The following is a 20,080-nucleotide window of genomic DNA, read 5'->3' as shown; positions in this document are numbered from 1 at the left end:
GTGATAAACAGCAAAAGTATGAGGTGTATGAACACGAATCGTGATCAATTTCCCTTGCCTGAAGACCTCAAGGTGTTCCTCACCGTCGTGCGGAAAAACGGCTTCGCCAGCGCCGCCGAGGAGCTGGGGTATTCGCCGGCCTACATCAGCAAACGCATTTCCGTGCTGGAAACCACGCTCTCGACCCGCCTGCTGCACCGCACGACAAGACGCATCGCGCTGACCGACGACGGTGAGCGGGTGCGGGTGTGGGCGGAGAAGTTGCTGGGTGATTTCGACGACTTTGTTGGCGAAATATCCGAGGCGCGGCAACAACCCATGGGCTCGTTGCACATTTGCAGCAGCTTCGGTTTTGGCCGCAACCATGTGGCGCCGGCCATCTGCGAGCTGTCGCAGACCTATCCGAAACTCGAACTGCGCCTGGACGTGTTCGATCGCGTGGTCGATATCGTCGGTGAGGGCTTCGATCTGGAGATCCGCGTGGGGGATGACCTGCCGGGCCAGCACCTGGGGCGCAAACTGGTGAGCAACCGGCGGGTGCTGTGTGCGACGCCCGAGTACCTGGAGCGGCGCGGTGTGCCGCAATCGCTGGCTGACCTCAAAGACCACGATTGCCTGGTGCTCAAGGAGCGCAACAACGCGTTCGGCGTGTGGAACCTGACGAAGGACGGGCAGGAAGAATCGGTGCGTGTCAGCGGGCCGTTATCCTCGAACAACGGTGAGATCGTGCTGCAGTGGGCCTTGAGTGGCGGCGGGATCCTGTTGCGCTCGATGTGGGATGTGAAGCCGATGCTGGAGCAGGGGCGGCTGGTGCAGGTGCTGCACGATTACACCCAGAGCGCCAACGTGTGGGCGGTGTACCCGACGCGGCTGAGCCAGTCGGCCAAACTGCGGGTTTGCGTCGAGTTTCTGGAGGAATATTTTCGTCATCTGTCGGTTGAGTGAACCACCGGCGTCTCTGTAGGAGCGAGCTTGCTCGCGATGGATTCAAGAGCACCGCGTTTAGCCAGTAAACACGCGTTATCGTTAACGACCATCGCGAGCAAGCTCGCTCCTACAGGAATCTGTTCGGCCCGTTGCATCGTGGTGCCAATGGCATCCAGCCCCACCGGCGTCATTATCCTCTGTAGGAGCGAGCTTGCTCGCGATAGATTCAAGGGCGCCGCGTTTAGCCAGTAAACACGCGTTATCGTTAACGACCATCGCGAGCAAGCTCGCTCCTACAGGAATCTGCTCGGCCCGTTGCAACGTGGTGCCAGTGGCATCCAGCCCCACCGGCGTCATTATCCTCTGTAGGAGCGAGCTTGCTCGCGATGGATTCAAGGGCGCCGCGTTTAGCCAGTAAGCACGCGTTATCGTTAACGACCATCGCGAGCAAGCTCGCTCCTACAGGATCCTTATCAGACCAGCCAGGGATTTTCCGCCAGATGCCGAGTCTCGAACTGGCGAATCTGCTCGGCCAGTTGCAACGTGGAGCCAATGGCATCCAGCCCCAGCAGCAACGATTGCTTGCGCAGTTCATCGATCTCGAACGGGATCACGTTGCCGTCAGCCAGTTCGATGGTTTGCTCCGGCAGGTTGACGCTGATTCGAGCCGTTGCCGGGTTGCTGGTCAACGCGGCAATCTGCTTGAGTTGATCCTCGGTCAGCTGAATCGCCAACACCCCATTGCGCTGGCAGTTGTCGTAGAAAATGCCGGCGAAGCGGGTGCCGATCAGTGCCCGGATGCCCACTTGTTTCAGGCCCCAGACCGCATGTTCGCGACTCGAACCACAGCCGAAATTGGCACCCACCACCAGAAACGCAGCCTCGCTCCAGGCCGGTTGATTGAGGATGAACCGCGGATCGGGTTCGCCGGACTCAAGGAACCTCAAGTCAAAGAACAGACCCTTGTCCAGGCCCTTGCGATCAATCCCTTTGAGGAACTGCTTGGGCATGATCACGTCGGTGTCGATGTTGGCGGCCAGGAGCGGGGCGGCGCTGCCGCTGACGATAGCGAAAGGTTGCATGGTTCAAGCCTCCAGCGCGAAGGTGCGCACGTCGGTCAAGTGTCCGGTAATCGCTGCGGCGGCGACCATGGCCGGGCTCATCAAATGGGTGCGCGCGCCGGCGCCTTGCCGGCCTTCGAAGTTGCGGTTGGTGCTCGATGCACAACGATCACCGGGGGCGAGCACATCGTCATTCATGGCCAGGCACATCGAGCAACCCGACTGGCGCCATTCAAAACCGGCGTCGAGGAAAATCTGCGCCAGCCCTTCGTCTTCGGCCTGGTCACGCACCATCGTCGAACCGGGAACAATCATGGCCCGCACGTGGGCTGCCACCCGTTTGCCGCGCACGACGCGGGCGACATCGCGCAGATCCTCGATGCGCGCATTGGTGCACGAGCCGATGAACGCGTGGCTGATCACCACGTCGCTGAGCGGCATGCCCGGCTCCAGGCCCATGTAGTTCAAGGCGCGTTGCATGCCCTGACGCAGGATCAGGTCCGGCTGCGCGGCAGGGTCCGGCACATGCCCGCCCACCGGTGCGGCCTGATCGGGGCTGGTGCCCCAGGTGACCATGGGCTCCAGTGCCGCGACATCCAGGGTGACTTCGCGATCGAACACCGCACCTTCGTCGCTGTGCAGGCCGCGCCATTTTGCGACGGCCTGTTCCCACAGCTGGCCCCGGGGTGCACGGGGCTTGCTTTGCAGGTAGGCGAAGACCTTGTCATCCGGGGCCATGAACGCGCCCCGGGCGCCGGCCTCGACGGCCATGTTGCAGATGGTCATGCGCGCTTCGACGCTGAGGTCGCTGATCGCCGGGCCGGCGAATTCGATGGCATAGCCCGTGGCGCCCGAAGCGCCGATTTTCTCGATCAGGGCCATGATGATGTCCTTGGACGTCACGCCAGGCCCGAGCAGACCATTGACCGTCACGCGCATCGTCTTCAGGCACTTGTAGACCAGGGTTTGCGAGGCCAGCAGGTGTTCGATTTCCGAGGTGCCGATGCCGAAACCGAAGGCGCCCAGGGCGCCGTAGGTGGTGGTGTGGCTGTCGCCGGCGGCAACGACCATGCCGGGCAGGATAAAGCCTTGTTCGGGGGCCACGACGTGCTCGATGCCCTGGCGCTTGTCCAGCACATCGAACAGTTCGATGCCGAAGTCGCGGCAGTTTTCTTCGAAGTAGGAAACCTGGCGGGCACCGCCGGCGTCCGGCATGGCGGCAACGCGTGTCGGCGCCGTGGGATTGACGTGGTCGACCACCGCCAGCGTCGCGCTCGGCCGCCAGGCTTTGCGACCTGCGTCGCGCATGCCGCTGAAGGCTTGCGGGCTGGTGTATTCGTTGGCGACCTGGCGGTCGATGTACAGCAGCACGTGGCCCTGATCGTCGAGGGCGCAGACGGTGTGACTGTCGATATGTTTCTGGTAGAGCGTTCTGGGGCTGTGCATGGTGTGGGCTCTTGTTGTCATGCGAGATCACGGAAACGTACCCACAGCATATTCGTCGCCATTCCTGCATCAAGCGCCATTAAGTGAAGGCATTGAACACGTTGTGTGAATGATCGATGACTGCCCGGCGTAAAGAAATTACCTGGAACACTGGGGGAAATGCCGTAATCGATGGGATTCGTCTCAATACCCCGTCGGCAGGGGCTGCCTTAGGCTGTGGGCTTTTGGCAAACAAGTCGGCGGAGTCGCTATGCGTTTATTTGAACTGATCACCTTCACTGTGCGGGTGCGCACGGTTGTGCAAGCATTGGCGCAGATCGAGGCGGCGCTGGACGACCCGAAAGCAGGCGGCACGTTGATGGGCTGCTGGGCCTCGGAGATCGGCCCGTTGAACCAGATTGCCGTGCTGCGCGGCTATGGGGAAGAACACCTCAGGCAAGCGGAGCGCGAGCGTTTCCTGCTGGAGGGCGGGGCGTTTGGCATCAACGAGTTCATCACCGACCTGCGCATCGAAAACTACACGCTGTTTCCCTTCCTCGAACCCTTGAGTGCCGGCCAGCACGGTCCGTTCTATGAGTTGCGCGTCTACGACCTGGTCAGCAGCGGGTTGCAGCCGACACTCGACGGCTGGAGCAACGCCATCGAGGCGCGGACCGCCGAGCAATATTCGCCGGTGTACGCGGCGTTTTATGCCACCGACGGCGCGCTGCCGCGCTATCTGCACATCTGGCCGTGGGCCAGCCTTGAGCAGCGCTTGCGGGTACGCACCCAGGCGGTCATCGACGGCGTCTGGCCGCCGGAAAACTCCGGCCCGCAACTGCGCGACATGTGCTCGACGATCTATCTGCCGGCGAAGTTCTCGCCCCTCCAATGACAACGGCTCGGCTCATGCGCAGCCGAGCGGTGTGGATTAGCGACGCGCCGGGAATGGCCCTGTAAACTGGCGGCGCAAAAGGCGCTCGCCTTACCCTTTCAAGCAAGAGAACTTCCAATGGCAAACCACGACCTGACCTTTACGCCTGACCTCGATGCCGATTCGATTTCCTCCGACGTCGTCGGTTTCGCCGGTGTGCTGGTCTCCACCCAGATCCCCACGCGCGCCGACGGCAGCCTCGAATTGGGTGACATCACCCTGCAAAGCGAATGCACCCTGCAAGCGCTGAAAGTCGCGCTGGAGCGTGCCGGCAGTTCCATGGACCGCGTGATGCACCTGACCATCTACCTCACCGACATGGCCGACCGCGCCGCGTTCAACGAGGTCTACAAGCGATTCTTCGCCAAGCCGTGGCCGGTGCGCGCTGCTGTCGGGGTTGCCTCGTTGGCGGTGGAAGGCATGCGTGTCGAAGTGACGGCGATGGCTGCCAAGGCCTGATTGCTGCGATACATACAAAGCCCCCTGTGGGAGCGGGCTTGCTCGCGAAAGCGGAGTGTCAGCTTGTACAAGCGTTGACTGACCCACCGCTATCGCGAGCAAGCTCGCTCCCACAGGGGAAGTTGGTCGTGGGCTGGATTTGTGCTCGACGCCGATCAAATGTGGGAGCGAGCCTGCTCGCGATGACGGAGTGTCAGTTTGCACAAGCGTTGACTGACCCACCGCTATCGCGAGCAAGCTCGCTCCCACAGGGGAAGTTGGTCGTGGGCTGGATTTGTGCTCGACGCCGATCAAATGTGGGAGCGAGCCTGCTCGCGATGACGGAGTGTCAGCTTGCACAAGCGTTGACTGACCCACCGCTATCGCGAGCAAGCTCGCTCCCACAGGGGAAGTTGGTCGTGGGCTGGATTTGTGCTCGACGCCGATCAAATGTGGGAGCGAGCCTGCTCGCGATGACGGAGTGTCAGTTTGCACAAGCGTTGACTGACCCACCGCTATCGCGAGCAGGCTCGCTCCCACAGGGGAAGTTGGTCGTGGGCTGAATTTGTGCTCGACGCCGATCAAATGTGGGAGGGGCGGTGCGACGATTCGACTTGCTCGCGATGACGGGGTGTCAGTCGACATCGATATTGGCTGTCATACCGCTATCGCGAGCAGGCTCGCTCCTACAGGGACTCGGGTAGGGCAGGTCTACTCGGAACGCCACCGGGCAGCACGAGGTGCCGGTCAGGCGTTTCGCCGCTACAATGCACGCCTCGACCGTGACAAGCCTGACTAAAAAAATTATGTCTTTGCCCAAACATCACCTGGAATTGCTCAGCCCTGCCCGCGATGTCGCCATCGCCCGCGAGGCCATCCTGCACGGCGCCGACGCCGTGTACATCGGCGGCCCGAGCTTCGGCGCTCGCCACAACGCCTGCAACGAGGTGAGCGAGATTGCCGAACTGGTGGAATTCGCCCGTCGTTATCACGCACGTATCTTCACCACCATCAACACGATCCTGCACGACAACGAACTGGAGCCGGCCCGCCAGCTGATCCACCAGTTGTACGATGCCGGCGTCGATGCGCTGATCGTCCAGGACCTGGGTGTGATGGAGCTGGACATCCCGCCGATCGAATTGCACGCCAGTACCCAGACCGACATCCGAACCCTGGAGCGGGCGAAGTTCCTCGATCAGGCCGGTTTCTCGCAACTGGTGCTGGCCCGCGAGCTGAACCTCAAAGAGATCCGCGCCATCGCCGACGAGACCGACGCGGCCATCGAGTTCTTTATCCATGGCGCGTTGTGCGTGGCATTTTCCGGCCAGTGCAACATTTCCCATGCGCAAACCGGGCGCAGCGCCAACCGTGGCGACTGCTCCCAGGCCTGCCGTCTGCCGTACACCCTCAAGGACGAAAAGGGTGGTGTGATCGCCTATGAAAAGCACCTGCTGTCGATGAAGGACAACAACCAGAGCGCCAACATCCGCGCCCTGGTCGAGGCTGGCGTGCGCTCATTCAAGATCGAGGGCCGCTACAAGGACATGGGCTATGTGAAGAACATCACCGCCTACTACCGCCAGCGCCTCGATGCCGTGCTCGAAGACCGTCCGGACCTGGCCCGCGCCTCCAGCGGCCGCACCGCGCACTTCTTCCTGCCCGACCCGGAAAAAACCTTCCACCGTGGCAGCACCGATTACTTCGTCACGGACCGCAAGATCGATATCGGCGCCTTTGATTCGCCGACCTTCACCGGTTTGCCGGTGGGTGTGGTCGAGAAAGTCGCCAAGCGTGACATGCAGGTCGTGACTCACGAGCCGCTGTCCAATGGCGACGGCCTCAACGTGCTGGTCAAGCGTGAAGTGGTGGGTTTCCGCGCCAACATCGCCGAGCCCAAAGGCGAGTTCGAGGAGGACGGCGAGAAGCGCTATCGCTATCGCGTCGAGCCCAATGAGATGCCGGAGGGGATGTACAAACTGCGCCCCAACCATCCGCTGAATCGCAATCTCGATCACAACTGGCAACAGGCGCTGCAAAAGACCTCTGCCGAGCGTCGCATCGCGCTGAGCTGGGTCGCTCGCCTGCGTGAAGACCAGCTGGAACTGACCGCTACCAGCGAAGAAGGCATCAGCGCCAGCGTCACCCTGAACGGCCCGTTCGGCGCCGCCAACAAGCCGGAACAGGCGCTGGAGCAATTGCAGGATCTGCTCGGCCAGTTGGGTACCACGCAGTACCACGCCATCGACATCAAGCTGGACGCGCCGCAGGCGTACTTCATCCCGAACTCGCAGCTCAAGGCCTTGCGCCGTGAAGTGATTGAAGCCTTGACCGAAGCGCGGGTCGCCGCCCACCCGCGTGGCAGCCGCAAGGCCGAAACCACACCGCCGCCGGTGTACCCGGATTCGCACCTGTCGTTCCTGGCCAACGTCTACAACCAGAAGGCCCGCGACTTCTATCACCGCCATGGCGTCAAGCTGATCGACGCGGCCTACGAGGCCCACGAGGAGACCGGTGAAGTGCCGGTGATGATCACCAAGCACTGCCTGCGTTTCTCCTTCAACCTGTGCCCGAAACAGGCCAAGGGCGTGACCGGCGTGCGCACCAAGGTGGCACCGATGCAACTGATCCACGGCGATGAAGTGTTGACGCTGAAGTTCGACTGCAAGCCTTGCGAGATGCACATCATCGGCAAGATGAAAGGCCACATCCTCAACCTGCCGCAACCGGGCAGCGTGGTCGGTCACATCAGCCCCGAAGACCTGCTCAAGACCATCCCGCGCGCGCCACACTGAGTGACCGGTGGGTGCGCCGCAACGGCGCGCTCACCGATTGTTCAATACCCTTTGTAGTTGAAGTAAACGAATGCCACGGCAACAGCCAGACCAAACGCTGCCAGGGCTTTTGTACGTGCGGTTGCCTGGAATTCGCTTGACGCTTGCTCATGGGGTTGCGAGTACGCGGTGGCGTCATGGCGACGCTGCAACATGGCCCAATAGGTGTAATGCAAGCCGATCAGCAGCGAAATGGCCATCAGGCCGAGGATCAGCCAACGTATCGTTGCCGGTTTTCCAGCGGCGGATATGCTGATCTCGTGTTCACAGACCGCGCTCTCGGACTCCAGGACGGAAATGGGCTGGTAAACCGTCGAGGGCCCCTGTGCGTCACTGTGTATCGCCGCCATTTGTTCCAGGTCCAGTGCCTGATACTTCCAGAGTGTCGTCGATCCTTCCCGGCAGTAGGTGAACGCAGCGGGGCTCGAGGCGCCGATGATGCACGCGTCGTCGATTCCGATTTTTTTCAGGGTTTCCATCGCAGACCGTGTGAAGTCCATTTCGAGGACGGGAATGACGCCGTTGGCAGACACCGCGACCGACACCAGCAGGCTCGCGATGGCGCAGAGGGTTGATGTTTTCAAGGTCGAGCCCCCCTCGTGTTCACAGGATTTTTGTTATAAACGCGGGGTCTGGTTGCAACCTGCTTTTGCTGAAGTCTAGACGCCGGCGACAACCCTGGAGCGGGCGGTCGACATTATTCACAGGTGTCGGCGACGGCTTTTTCAGCCCGTTTGAATTCCTGTTTGACGTCGGTGGGGATGCGTTGTTTTTTCAGTTCCTGACCGAGGAAGGGTTGATCGCCCCGGGAATGGACCTCTGCGTCCTCGGCCGTTATCTGCGCTTCGATGGCAGCGGCGTGCTTGTCGATGACGGCATCGACCTCGGCTTCATTCCTGGCGGTATCGAGTGCCTGGACCAACTGGCCGGCTTCGGCTTTTTCGGCTTCGGCATAGGCTTCGACCGTCAACCCTGAGGCCAAGGCCCGTGCCTGGGTTTCCAGGCTATTGAGATGCTCCCGTGCGGCCTTGCAGACCGCTGCCTGTCGCTGGCTCTGGATGTGTTCCCAGGTGTTCAACCCATAAATCGCGGTCCCGAGTACCAGAAGGGTTGCAGCGGCCCCCATTAATTTGCCTTTCACTTTTGGCGCCCTCAAATGGCAAGGGAAGGGTGTTGCGCAAACGATTCCCGATTCAATTCGAGTAAAGAAAAGCGTAGCAGAGCTGGTCGGGCTGAATGTGCGCCGATAATTCACAAAGATTCGGCTCAACACTAAGCGCCTGTTTTAATGAACAATTTTTTTTGTTTGGACTTCCCAGACGAAGAAAATGTTGGTAAATTTGCGCCCACTCTTGCAGCGGCCCTCAGGGAGCCAGTTGCAAGCGGGCAGCAGGTCTTGTTGCCACTCAAGAAAGCGAGTGCCAGGCACTCATCGCAACAGATACAGGGGCGTCGCCAAGCGGTAAGGCAGCAGGTTTTGATCCTGCCATGCGTTGGTTCGAATCCAGCCGCCCCTGCCATTTTTTATTCCTGCCTAATCAGATAACACTCGACCGACGGTTATTATTCGTCGATTCGCCGGCTTTTTGCGTCCGTTATCCATCTCCCGGATGTTCCCTTGCCAGCCAGCGTCCAGCCAAGGTTTGCGGGCGTCCTTTCGGCGCGTTTCATGCAGACCTTCCGAGCTGATCCGGCCATCTGTCACTGAACCAGAGCGGCGCTGTAGTTGTTTCTACATAGCGAATACACTGATGATGCCCGCCGTTTCCTAACTTTGAAGTCAAGAAAAGGACGCCTCATCATGAAAGTCAGTGCGCGCAACGTATTCAAAGGCAAAGTCAGCCAGGTCCAGCAAGGCGCGGTCAACGCCGAAGTGGTTCTGACCCTGGCGGGCGGCGAGCAACTGGTTGCCGTCGTCACCATGGAAAGCATCAAGAACCTGGGCATCGCCGTCGGCAAGGAAGCCGTCGCGCTGATCAAGGCGCCGTGGGTGATGTTGATGACCGAATCGAGCGATATTCGCCTGTCGGCGCGTAACTGCCTGGAAGGCAAGGTGCTGAGCGTCACCGATGGTGCGGTCAACGCAGAAGTGGTGATCGAGTTGGCCGGCGGTTCGAAGGTCTATTCCATTGTGACCCGCGATGCCGTGGCCGAGCTGGGTCTGGCCGCCGGCGTCAGCGCCACGGCAGTGATCAAGGCTTCGCACATCATCCTGGGCGTTCCAGCCTGATCAGACGCAAGCATTCTTTACTGATCCCCGTGATCCATTTCCTGATGGATCACGGGGATTTCTCGTTTTGGCCTTTCGATCATCATTACCGAAAGCGCTCCGGGATGGCCTCGGCAAACGGATACCAGGAAAAATAGGGCCTTGCCTCGTCGATGACCCGTTCGACCGAGGGCCTTTGGGTCAACCTGTCGAAATAAGCACTCAAGTGGCGATGATCGTCGGGAAAGGCTACGAGGGTGCTGGCGTAGAACAGCGCCGGGGCGGCGGCGCAATCGGCCATGCTGAACGCCCGGCTGGCCACCCAGGTTCTTGCTGTCAGTTGACGTTCAAGCATGCCGTACGCGGTCATCAGCGCGGCGCGTTCCCGGGTCAGGTCGCCATTGGCGGCGTTCAGGCGATCACTGACGATCTTCTGCATGGGCACCTGAACATGCAGGTCGAAAAAACGATCCCACAGGCGTACCTCCAGTGCGGTTTGCCAATCATGCGGAATCAGGTGCGCCTGGCCGGGATGAAGCCGGTCCAGGTACTCAATGATCACGCTCGACTCCGGCACATCCTTTTGCCGGACATGGTCGCGAAGCACCGGAAACTTGCCGATCGGCCACAACGCTTGAAGCTCGGCCCGGTCGGCATCGTTGCCCAGGTCGATGATCCTTTTTTCAAACTCGATTCCCAGTTCATAGAGAGCGATCAGCGCTTTGTGGCAGAACGATGAGAGCGGATGGAAGTAAAGAGTCAGTGACATCCTTCAATTCCTCGGTGAGATGGAAACCCATTCATTATCCGTCGCCATCCGCCGATGCGCGAGGCGCTCTGTCCTGGTGCTTTCGTTGACGCGAGCGTGTGGACATTAACGCAGTGCGCATCCGAAGCTGGCCAGAGAGACCGGGCTGGAGGAAGTGATTCGTTAGTTTCAGGCAAACAAAGGAGACTTCACGCAAGTCCCCTTTGTTTGTCCGCACTGCAGATTGCGTTTCAGCGACGCCAGAAGAATCGAGCCAGCAGCGCATCAATGCCGAACTTGCCGCCACCCGACAGCAACAACGGTGTGAGGGCCACAAGGTAGATCAATGGCAGTTTGAAGTTGCCGTAGCCCTTGTTGCTGATGGCATAGCCTTGGGCAAGTTCACTCAGGGTATGCCAGTCGGCGGGCCAATGGACGGCGGCGGTTGCGACCAGAGTCACCACCATCAGGCTCAACGCCGAAAAACGCGTGCCCAGGCCCAGCAGCAAAGTCATGGAAAGGATCAGTTCGGCCCACATCGACAGTTCCCAGTTGAGCGTTGCTGGAAGGTGGTCGAACGGAAACGGGAAGCGCTCCTGGATATCGGTGAACCAGTTCTGGCCGTTGAATTTTTCCAGGCCGGACTCGAAGAATTCCCAGGCGAGAAACACCCGCAGCGCCAGGGGGGCAACCCAGTCGCCGGCACGGTCTAGGTTCAGGTGCAGGCCTTTGACGGCCGAAGAAATGGAAGTGCTCATGGACGTTGATCTCTTTCAGGTCAGGAAGGCAGGGCAATGGCATGCCCCGCGGGTTGAGCGTTTTGATCGGCGTGGCCAATCGACAGGCGTATTTCAACAATGGGGTGTATCTGCGGTGTGTCGTTGATGCGGGGTTTTGAGTGCGGGGTGTGTCAGGGGCGGGGCTGTACACACTGAGATACGTAACCGGTACCTCTGTGCGAGCCTGCTCGCGATGGCGGGGTGGTCGACATCAATTCTGACTGTCCTGCCGCTATCGCGAGCAAGCTCGCTCCCACAGTGGATGTTGGTCGTGGGCTGGATTTGGTCGACGCCAAACAAATGTGGGAGCGAGCTTGCTCGCGATAGCGGAGAGTCAGGCGCTATTGATGTTGGATGGAATGGCCTCTTCACGAGCAGGCTCGCTCCCACAGGGAAATTGCTATACATTTTCCGGCCGCCCTCTGCATGGTGTAACTGCTTCATGTCTCTTGCGCTCGAACGTCTAGTCGCTGGCACGCCGATCCCTTTCGCCGGTAATCGTGTCACTGTCGTCAGCCCCGAACTGGCGCAACGCTTCCAGCCCGGTGATCATCTGCTGGTGGAGCAGGTCAGCGGCGAGTTGCTGCTGATCCCCGTGGCGGACCAGCAAGCGGCCAACGTCGCAATCGAGCGCGCCCAAGCGGCGTTTACCGCGCTGTCGGCGGTGTCCGATCAAGCGATCAGCGCCTTCTTTGACCTGTTTGCCAAACGCCTGGAAACCCCGGAATGCTGGGCCTTGATCGAAGCCGCCAACCTGGCCGACATCGAGCGGGCCAAGGCGCGCGGTCGCTCGACCACCCGGTTGCTGGCCGATGAGCGCATGCGTCGCGACATGATCGCCGGCCTGCGCGCATGGCGTGATGCCGCGGCCAGCCGTGGCAAGGTGATCAGCTGCGTCGAGCACGATGGCTGGAAGGTCGAGCAAGTGGTCTCGCCATTGGGCATCGTCGCCTTCGTCTTCGAAGGCCGGCCGAATGTGTTTGCCGACGCGGCCGGTGTGTTGCGCACCGGCAACACCGCGGTGTTGCGCATCGGCAGTGATGCATTGGGCACTGCGCAGGCGATTGTTGCCCATGCGTTGAATCCCGCACTGAACGATGCCGGATTGCCAGCTGGTGCGGTGTCGCTGGTGGAAAGCGTCAACCACGCCGCCGGTTGGGCGATGTTCGCTGACCGGCGCCTGTCATTGGCGGTGGCCCGTGGTTCGGGTCGCGCCGTCAGCCAGTTGGGCAGCATCGCGCAACAGGCCGGCACGGCGGTCAGCCTGCACGGCACCGGTGGTGCGTGGCTGATCGCCAACGCCGATGCCGATGCCCGGCGCTTTGCCGCCGTGGTGCGCAACTCCCTGGACCGCAAGGTCTGCAACACCCTGAACGTCTGCCTGATTCACCGCGACCGCGCCGCTGAACTGGTGCCGCTGTTCCTCAATGCACTCAAGCAGGCCGGCACCGCACGGGGGCAGGGTTGCAAGTTGCACATCGTCGAAGGCAGCGAGTCGCACCTGCCGCAAGACTGGTTGGCTGCAACGGTCGAGGTGTTCCGCGCCGAGGGTTATCAAACCGAGGCGCAGGCCGAGCCGTTGGCGGAAGATCAATTGGGCCGTGAATGGGAGTGGGAGGAAACCCCGGAAGTCAGCCTGAAAATCGTCGACGACCTGGACAGTGCCATTGCCTTGTTCAATCGCTACAGCCCGCAATTCACCGTGTCATTGATCAGTGAAAGTGCCGAGGCCCAGGAGCGTTTCTACAGCGCGGTCAACGCGCCTTTTGTCGGCAATGGCATCACCCGTTGGGTCGATGGCCAGTACGCGTTGAACAAGCCGGAACTGGGTCTTTCGAACTGGGAGAGCGGGCGCCTGTTTGCTCGCAGTGCGATTCTCTCGGGGGATGGCGTGTTTACCATTCGTAGCCGCATGACCCAGGTCGATCTGGGCGTCAAACGCTGAGATGGCGGAGCCGGTGACCGCTGCAAGGGCGGTCACTTTTTTGAACAAACGGCAGTTCTGATCAAGCGGCCTTGATCGCCTTGGCCGATACGGCACAAGTGCCCGGATGCTCGATCAGCGACACAAAGCTTCGGCTGTCGGCATCCAGCGCGTCGATCGAACCGGTCTCGATGTCATACACCCAGCCATGCAGGTTCAACAGGCCTTTTTCCTGGGCCAGTCGCACACTCGGGTGCGTCTGGATATTGGCCAGTTGGGCAATGACATTTTCCCGAACCATCGAGCTGACCTTGGCCGCTTCGCTGGCGTGTGGCCGGCCTTCGTTGATCACTTTCGCTGATTCGGCGTGTTGCAGCCAGCCGCTGACGGCGGGCAGGTGATCCATGCATGTGCACTTGGCTACCGCCGTCATGGCGCCGCAGTCTGAATGGCCGCAGATCACGATGTCGGTGACGCCGAGCACCGCAACGGCGTATTCGACAGTGGCCGATACACCACCCGGATGGGGGCTGTAGGACGGCACGATGTTGCCGGCGTTACGGATCACGAACAGCTCACCGGGCTCTTGTTGGGTCAGCAGTTCCGGCACTACACGGCTGTCGGAGCAGGTGATGAACAGCGTGCCTGGATGTTGGGTGGTGGCCAGGTGTTTGAACAGGTCAGTGCGTTGTGGAAAGGCTTCTTTCTGGAACTTCAAGAAACCGTCGATGAGCGCTTTCATGATCGCTTCCTCATGGGTGAGCAGGGTTTGGCCCGCACCGGTAGTGCGGGCCGGTAACAACTTAGAAAGGGCGCAGCGGCAGGAACTTGCCGTCGAGGGTGATGACGGCGCGGGAGCCGCCTTCCGGATCTTCGACTTTCTTCATGTCGAGCTTGAAGTTGATCGCGCTGATGATGCCGTCGCCGAACTGCTCATGAACCAGGGCTTTGAGGGTGGTGCCGTAGATCTGGATCATTTCGTAGAAGCGGTAGATGGTCGGGTCGGTCGGCACACCCGAGAGGCTGCCGCGCAGCGGGATGATCTGCAGCCGGGCCACGGCGTCGGCGTCCAGTTCGAGTTTGTCGCCTACCACTTTGGCGGCGGTTTCCGGCAGCGGATGTTGACCGAGCAGGGCGGCGGTGACGTAGGCCAGGCTCAATCCGGTGCCGTCGGCCAGGTCCTGCCACGACAGGTTTTTGCGTGCCTTGGCATCAAGGACAGAAGTGGTCAGGGCCAGGCTTGGGTCGTTGTAGGCATGGGACTGTTGCATGGTGATTCTCCTATCGGGAGTGGCGTTGCTTGGGTGTGGGGCCATCTTCGGCCGATCGACTCATAGCGTCCAAGATCGATATACAATGCAATCCATAAGCATTGCCTATAGATGGAGAATCCCGTGTTGCTTCGACATTTGCGTTATCTGCTGGCGGTTGCCGACCAGGGTGGTTTCACTCGTGCCGCCGAAGTGCTGCACGTATCCCAGCCAACCTTGTCGCAGCAGATCCGGCAACTGGAAGAGTCTCTGGGCGTGAGCCTGTTCGACCGGACCTCGCGCACGGTCAAGCCGACCGATGCAGGCCAGGCTTACATTGAATGCGCGCGGCGGGTATTGGTGGAGCTGGAAGCGGGCAGGCGTGCGTTGCATGACGTGAAGGATTTGTCCCGCGGGACCTTGCGCCTGGCCATGACGCCAACCCTCATGGCCTATCTGGTAGGGCCGTTGGTGCGCGACTACGTGGCGCGCTACCCGAACATCCATCTGGAGATTTTCGAGCTGTCGATGGACGAAATCGAGGCCGGGCTGGCGGATGATTCGCTGGACGTCGCGATTGCGTTTGATCAGGTGAGAAGCGCCGACATCGAATCGATCCCTGCGTTTACCGAAACCCTGGGGTTGATGGTCGGGCGGGATCATCCGCTTTACGAGCGTCGGGAGGCGTTGTCCGCCGAAGAGGTGGCCGAGCTTGAGTTTGCCCTGCTGAGCCCGGACTACATCACCCGCACCTGCATTGATGAGTATTTCGCGCAGGCGTACATCACGCCCAAGGTGGTGATTGAAGTGAACTCGGTCAATACGCTGTTGGAAGTCATCCGGCACTCCGCCATCGCCACCATCCTGCCGGAACCCATCGCCACTCAGGATCGGGCATTGCGCAAATTGTCCATGCTGGGAGCAGCGCCTGAACGCGGGGCTGCGTTGCTGCGGCGCAAGAACAACTACCACAGTGCGGCGTCGGTAGCGTTTGTGGAGCTGGTGTTGGGGACCGATCATCCGTGATCAAACCAATACCTGTAGGAGCCAGCTTGCTGGCGATGGTCGTTAACGATAACGCGTGTGAGCTGGATAAACGCGGCGCACTTGAGTTCATCGCCAGCAGGCTGGCTCCTACAGTTTCCCGGGATTGCGTGGAGAACCTTTTTTGGGGCTTCCACTGGTTTGAGCGTGCGCACGACCCCTTGTAGGAGCCAGCTTGCTGGCGATGGTCGTTAACGATAACGCGTGTGAACTGGATAAACGCGGCGCACTTGAGTTCATCGCCAGCAGGCTGGCTCCTACAGTTTCCCGGGATTGCGTGAAGAACCTTTTTTGGGGCTTCCACTGGTTTGAGCGTTCTCACTAACCATTGTAGGAGCCAGCTTGCTGGCGATGGTCGTTAACGATAACGCGTGTGAACTGGATAAACGCGGCGCACTTGAGTTCATCGTCAGCAGGCTGGCTCCTACAGTTTCCCGGGATTGCGTGAAGAACCTTTTTTGGGGCTTCCACTGGTTTGAGCGTGCGCACGACCCCTTGTAGGAGCCAGCTTGCTGGCGATGGTCGTTAACGATAACGCGTGTGAACTGGATAAACGCGGCGCACTTGAGTTCATCGTCAGCAGGCTGGTTCCTACAGTTTCCCGGGATTGCGTGAAGAACCTTTTTTGGGGCTTCCACTGGTTTGAGCGTGCGCACGACCCCTTGTAGGAGCCAGCTTGCTGGCGATGGTCGTTAACGATAACGCGTGTGAACTGGATAAACGCGGCGCACTTGAGTTCATCGTCAGCAGGCTGGCTCCTACAGTTTCCCGGGATTGCGTGAAGAACCTTTTTTGGGGCTTCCACTGGTTTGAGCGTGCGCACGACCCCTTGTAGGAGCCAGCTTGCTGGCGATGGTCGTTAACGATAACGCGTGTGAGCTGGATAAACGCGGCGCACTTGAGTCTATCGCCAGCAGGCTGGCTCCTACAGTTTCCAGGGATTGCGTGAAGAACCATAAAAAAAGCCTGCTCCTTATTGGGAGCAGGCCTTGTTTTTCAATAAGTCAGTGACGACTCATTTGATTAGTAGAGCCGGTCAATCACCCGAACTTCGTTCTGATCCTGCATCGAGGCCCAGGCCTGTTTCAGGGTTTGCAGAACATTACCGATGAAGTCCTTGTCGGCTGCGGCTTTCTTGCCGACATAGCCCTGGCCGCGACGGTACATCTTCAGTCGGGCCAGCAGGTTCTGGTTGTTCTGGTCGAACTCTGCTTCATGGGCATGAGGCGACAGGCAATCGATATGTACCTGGCCACACTTGCTGATCCAGAGAATATGGCTGTCGTGGCTGTCTTTCTTTGCAGCGAACATACGAGCCAGTTCATCGATAGTTGGTTGATTGTTCAGATTCATCATAAAGCCCCTTGACCAATTGGTGATCTTTCAAAGTTGATTCGCTAATACAGGTAGCCCATCGGTTAGTTGATCCCTGGCACCGAAACCAGGACGTCAGCGTTCGACCGCCTTATCGGGCGGGGTCCTGCGTCTGTTGCATGTAGTCGTGTTGAATAACTGCTACGCAATAGCGTCACAACGAAGAGAAGCGGCGAAAACCTTAAGGCCACTGCCGACATTTTCAGGGTCGGCCACAAGCTTCATGAGGATTGCTCGCCAAGACTTCTCGCCCTTGTACTGGACGTTCAGGCCAGGTCAGCTTCTTCAATCTGCCTTGTGGGCAGCGTGTATCCGGGAAAAACAGCTCGGCGGTCAGACGAGCTTGCTCAAACGTGTTGCCTGTACTCCCGATCGGGGAGACGTCTGCATCATGCAAGGGCAAATCGGAGGCGTCAACGGTTTTGTAGTGATTATTTTTAGTCACTACATATTGTCGGACAAAGCTGTTCGGAATTAGCGCGGGGAGTTGAGGGCGTGTCGGTCAGGATGACAACGGCGGACACTCAAAGCGGTAAAAAGTGCAGGGATGACCATCAACCACCTGCTGATGCAGGGTGAATCCGTCAACGCTGAGCCCCGGCATCACGGCGGCCCAGAACAGGCGTGCCGGCTGATTCGCCTCGATATGGAAAATCTGCCATTGACCGGGGAATTGGCTCAAGAGGGTGGAAACGACAAATCGCGCGACACCCCGGCCACGGAAGCGTCGGCTGACAAACAGATAGCCGATGTTGTAGTCGGCACCGGGGAGATGAGTCCGGTCATCCACGGTCACGAACCCGGCCAGTTCTCCGTCGACCTTGATCAGGAAAGGGCGGGTGGCCGGGTGTCGCCAGTAGTCCGGCATGGGCAGGATGTTGAAGAATCCGGATTCACCCAGCTTTAGCGGCAACCATTCGCTGAAGTCGTAGGTGTAGAACTGCATCAGGTTTTCGATGGTTTCCAGCTCATCGCGTTGGGCTGCGTGCAGTTCTATCGAAGACATACGAAGTGGCTCCTGACAGGCCAAGGGACACAGTTGATTATGGTCGGCGTCGCACGATCTGTGGCGGGTTTAAGTAGTGCTTGCCGGTTTTGACTTGCGCCGGGTGCCGCTCGCTGGTTTGCGCGGAGCGCCTTTGCGCTTTTTCTTCCAAGGGGCTGCGGCGGATCCGCTGGGCGGTGGACCGCTGATGGTCAGGCTCAGCCCGGAGCAACGACTGACTTGCTTGCTCATCCACGCCGCCTGTTTGGTGACGAACTCTTCCAGACTCATTTCCCCGCTTTGCACCATGTCCAGCGCCTGTTCCCAGATCGCCGTCGTGCCCGGATCGGCGATGGCCCGCGGTACGGCGTCGATCAGGCTGAACGCGGCCGGCGTGGCGGCCAGGGCCTTGCCGTTCTTGACCAGATAACCACGGTCGAGCAGGCCCTGGATGATCGACGCACGGGTCGCTTCGGTGCCGATACCGGTGGTGTCCTTGAGCTTTTGCTTGAGCAGAGGGTCTTGCACCAGTTTGGCGACATTCTTCATGGCCTTGATCAGATCGCCTTCGGTGAACGGCTTCGGCGGTTGGGTCCAGAGGTCCTTGAGTTGCACGCCGGCCACGGCGCAGTCGATGCCTTCGGCCAGGTTCGGCAGTGTCTGCGGCGCCGGGGCTTCGCGCCCCTTGGCCGGAGCCAGCGCTTCGGGCAGGGCGCGTTTCCAGCCCGGCTCGATGATCTGCTTGCCGACAGCGCGCAGGGCTTGGCCTGCGCAATCGAAGTCGGCCTGGGTGCGGTCGTATTCGTGATTGGGCAGGAATTGCGCCAGGTATCGCGCGCGGATCAGGGTGTAGACCGCGCGCTGTTTGCCCGCCAGCCGGTCGAGATTCTTCGCCGCAGCCGTGGGGATGATGCCGTGGTGAGCGCTGACCTTGGCATCGTTCCAGGCCCGTGAACGCCGTTGCGGATCAAGGTGATCGTGCAACACGTTCAACGCTGGATCGGCCTGGCGCAGCGCCGCCAGAATGGCCGGCACCTCGGCGTGTTGACTCAGGGGCAAGTAGCCGCAATCGCTGCGCGGATAGGTAATGACTTTGTAGGTTTCGTACAGTGCCTGGGCGATGTCGAGGGTTTCCTGGGCGCCGAGGCCGAGTTTCTTTGAGCAGACCTCCTGCAGGGTGCCCAGATCGAACGGCAGCGGCGCCACTTCGCGCATCCGCTCGGTGCGCAGTTTGATCACCCGCGCACTGGCCGCGCCGCTCATGGCGTTTGCTGCTTGTTGTGCCAGCGCCTGATTCAGGCAGCGGTCCTGATCGTCGCAAAGGTCCGATGCCGCGCGCCATTGCGCCGTGAACGCGGTGCCGTTGTGTAGCAGTTGCACGTCGATGGCCCAATAGGGGACGGGCACAAAGTCGGCGATGCTGCGATCGCGATCCACCACCAGGCGCAAGGTCGGCGTTTGCACCCGGCCGACCGGCAACACGCCTTGGTAGCCAGACTGGCGCCCCAGCAAGGTGAACAGCCGACTCATGTTCATGCCGATCAGCCAGTCGGCCCGGGAGCGACCCAGGGCCGAGTGATAGAGGCTGAAGGTCTCGTTTCCCGGTTTGAGTGCCGCGAGGGCCTTGCGGATGGATGCATCGTCCAGCGCCGACAACCAGAGCCGGCGGATCGGCCCGCGATATCGGCAATGCTCCACCAGCTCCCGGGCAATCATCTCGCCTTCACGGTCGGCGTCCGTGGCAATGATCAGTTCGCTGGCTTCACCGAGCAGGCGCTTGACCGCCTTGTACTGGCTGGCGGTACGCGGCTTGACGGTCATTTTCCACTTTTCGGGAATGATCGGCAGGTCCGCCAGCACCCAGCGCTTGTAGCGCGCGTCGTAGGCATCCGGCGGTGCGGTTTCCAGCAGGTGGCCGATGCACCAGGTCACCGTGACGTCCGTTCCCAGCCAACAGCCATCGCCCCGGCGCCTGGCGCCGAGTACTGCCGCAATGTCTTTGGCCTGGGAAGGTTTTTCACAGAGGTACAGCCGCATAACCACCATCGTCGATCTATGTGTCAGGGGGGCACAGAATGGCGCTTGATGGACAATGGAGCAATCTTTATCTGTATGGATGTACAGCTTGTTGTGTCGCTCCCGTTCGGC

General features: G+C 60.2%; 18 protein-coding genes and 1 tRNA gene. 8 read left to right on the top strand and 11 right to left on the bottom strand.

What is annotated here, in order from left to right; genetic code table 11:
* Nucleotides 1-27 precede the first annotated feature (27 nt).
* Nucleotides 28-945, top strand: a complete 918-nt coding sequence (locus ACEN8Z_RS19535) for a LysR substrate-binding domain-containing protein (RefSeq protein ID WP_008004747.1) — start codon at nucleotides 28-30, stop codon at nucleotides 943-945.
* Nucleotides 946-1,400: 455 nt separating this feature from the next.
* Here ACEN8Z_RS19535 and leuD read toward each other — a convergent pair whose 3' ends face one another.
* Together leuD and leuC are read right to left on the bottom strand one after the other, a co-directional pair.
* The gene (leuD, locus tag ACEN8Z_RS19530) at nucleotides 1,401-2,009 is read right to left on the bottom strand and encodes a 3-isopropylmalate dehydratase small subunit (RefSeq protein ID WP_495595315.1); all 609 of its coding nucleotides are present in this window, start codon (nucleotides 2,007-2,009) and stop codon (nucleotides 1,401-1,403) included.
* Between the two features lie 3 nt (nucleotides 2,010-2,012).
* Nucleotides 2,013-3,434, bottom strand: coding sequence for a 3-isopropylmalate dehydratase large subunit (gene leuC, locus ACEN8Z_RS19525; RefSeq protein WP_495595314.1), 1,422 nt, complete (start codon nucleotides 3,432-3,434; stop codon nucleotides 2,013-2,015).
* Between the two features lie 250 nt (nucleotides 3,435-3,684).
* Between leuC and ACEN8Z_RS19520 the strand changes: the two genes are divergently transcribed.
* The 3 genes from ACEN8Z_RS19520 to ACEN8Z_RS19510 all read left to right on the top strand — a co-directional run bounded on the left by ACEN8Z_RS19520 (nucleotide 3,685) and on the right by ACEN8Z_RS19510 (nucleotide 7,580).
* Nucleotides 3,685-4,308 (top strand): NIPSNAP family protein, encoded by a 624-nt coding sequence (locus tag ACEN8Z_RS19520; RefSeq protein ID WP_495595313.1) that lies wholly within the window; start codon nucleotides 3,685-3,687, stop codon nucleotides 4,306-4,308.
* A 117-nt stretch (nucleotides 4,309-4,425) separates the two neighbouring features.
* Nucleotides 4,426-4,806 (top strand): RidA family protein, encoded by a 381-nt coding sequence (locus tag ACEN8Z_RS19515; RefSeq protein ID WP_495595312.1) that lies wholly within the window; start codon nucleotides 4,426-4,428, stop codon nucleotides 4,804-4,806.
* Nucleotides 4,807-5,591: 785 nt separating this feature from the next.
* On the top strand, nucleotides 5,592-7,580 hold the full coding sequence (locus ACEN8Z_RS19510) for a peptidase U32 family protein (protein ID WP_108229537.1): 1,989 nt from the start codon (nucleotides 5,592-5,594) through the stop codon (nucleotides 7,578-7,580).
* 41 nt (nucleotides 7,581-7,621) lie between these two features.
* Here the strand turns inward: ACEN8Z_RS19510 and ACEN8Z_RS19505 are convergent, their stop codons facing one another.
* Complete coding sequence (locus ACEN8Z_RS19505) at nucleotides 7,622-8,203, bottom strand: hypothetical protein (RefSeq protein ID WP_495595311.1); 582 nt, start codon at nucleotides 8,201-8,203, stop codon at nucleotides 7,622-7,624.
* 113 nt (nucleotides 8,204-8,316) lie between these two features.
* The gene (locus ACEN8Z_RS19500) at nucleotides 8,317-8,745 is read right to left on the bottom strand and encodes a hypothetical protein (RefSeq protein WP_495598165.1); all 429 of its coding nucleotides are present in this window, start codon (nucleotides 8,743-8,745) and stop codon (nucleotides 8,317-8,319) included.
* Nucleotides 8,746-9,064: 319 nt separating this feature from the next.
* On the opposite strand from ACEN8Z_RS19500, the gene ACEN8Z_RS19495 reads away from it, so the two are divergent.
* Both ACEN8Z_RS19495 and ACEN8Z_RS19490 read left to right on the top strand, forming a co-directional pair.
* A tRNA-Gln gene (locus ACEN8Z_RS19495) sits at nucleotides 9,065-9,139 on the top strand.
* A gap of 281 nt (nucleotides 9,140-9,420) precedes the next feature.
* Nucleotides 9,421-9,849 carry a TOBE domain-containing protein gene (locus tag ACEN8Z_RS19490; RefSeq protein ID WP_442096485.1) on the top strand — a complete coding sequence of 143 codons (429 nt, stop codon included), beginning with the start codon at nucleotides 9,421-9,423 and terminating at the stop codon, nucleotides 9,847-9,849.
* Between the two features lie 85 nt (nucleotides 9,850-9,934).
* Here the strand turns inward: ACEN8Z_RS19490 and ACEN8Z_RS19485 are convergent, their stop codons facing one another.
* Entirely contained in the window at nucleotides 9,935-10,597 is a 663-nt protein-coding gene (locus ACEN8Z_RS19485; RefSeq protein ID WP_495595310.1) for a glutathione S-transferase family protein, read from the bottom strand.
* 230 nt (nucleotides 10,598-10,827) lie between these two features.
* On the bottom strand, nucleotides 10,828-11,334 hold the full coding sequence (locus ACEN8Z_RS19480; protein WP_495595309.1) for an HvfX family Cu-binding RiPP maturation protein: 507 nt from the start codon (nucleotides 11,332-11,334) through the stop codon (nucleotides 10,828-10,830).
* Nucleotides 11,335-11,797: 463 nt separating this feature from the next.
* Here ACEN8Z_RS19480 and ACEN8Z_RS19475 point away from each other — a divergent pair, with 463 nt between their 5' ends.
* Nucleotides 11,798-13,300 (top strand): aldehyde dehydrogenase family protein, encoded by a 1,503-nt coding sequence (locus tag ACEN8Z_RS19475; RefSeq protein ID WP_495595308.1) that lies wholly within the window; start codon nucleotides 11,798-11,800, stop codon nucleotides 13,298-13,300.
* 61 nt (nucleotides 13,301-13,361) lie between these two features.
* On the opposite strand, the gene ACEN8Z_RS19470 is transcribed toward ACEN8Z_RS19475, so the two are convergent.
* Nucleotides 13,362-14,021 carry a carbonic anhydrase gene (locus tag ACEN8Z_RS19470; protein WP_495595307.1) on the bottom strand — a complete coding sequence of 220 codons (660 nt, stop codon included), beginning with the start codon at nucleotides 14,019-14,021 and terminating at the stop codon, nucleotides 13,362-13,364.
* A gap of 61 nt (nucleotides 14,022-14,082) precedes the next feature.
* A complete protein-coding gene (gene cynS, locus ACEN8Z_RS19465; RefSeq protein WP_007997334.1) occupies nucleotides 14,083-14,550 on the bottom strand; it encodes a cyanase in 468 nt (155 codons plus the stop codon).
* A 123-nt stretch (nucleotides 14,551-14,673) separates the two neighbouring features.
* Between cynS and cynR the strand changes: the two genes are divergently transcribed.
* On the top strand, nucleotides 14,674-15,555 hold the full coding sequence (cynR, locus tag ACEN8Z_RS19460) for a transcriptional regulator CynR (protein WP_495595306.1): 882 nt from the start codon (nucleotides 14,674-14,676) through the stop codon (nucleotides 15,553-15,555).
* A gap of 1,041 nt (nucleotides 15,556-16,596) precedes the next feature.
* Here the strand turns inward: cynR and ACEN8Z_RS19455 are convergent.
* The 3 genes from ACEN8Z_RS19455 to ACEN8Z_RS19445 form a co-directional block, all read right to left on the bottom strand.
* A complete protein-coding gene (locus ACEN8Z_RS19455) occupies nucleotides 16,597-16,926 on the bottom strand; it encodes a hypothetical protein (RefSeq protein ID WP_033052324.1) in 330 nt (109 codons plus the stop codon).
* A 523-nt stretch (nucleotides 16,927-17,449) separates the two neighbouring features.
* Nucleotides 17,450-17,953, bottom strand: a complete 504-nt coding sequence (locus ACEN8Z_RS19450) for a GNAT family N-acetyltransferase (protein WP_495595305.1) — start codon at nucleotides 17,951-17,953, stop codon at nucleotides 17,450-17,452.
* A 69-nt stretch (nucleotides 17,954-18,022) separates the two neighbouring features.
* Nucleotides 18,023-19,969 (bottom strand): DNA topoisomerase III, encoded by a 1,947-nt coding sequence (locus tag ACEN8Z_RS19445; RefSeq protein WP_495595304.1) that lies wholly within the window; start codon nucleotides 19,967-19,969, stop codon nucleotides 18,023-18,025.
* Nucleotides 19,970-20,080 lie beyond the last annotated feature (111 nt).

It is taken from the genome of Pseudomonas sp. Pseusp10 (genome assembly GCF_059492225.1).
Note: the sequence above shows the minus strand (reverse complement) of the source record. Positions and strands in the feature narration are given on the sequence as shown.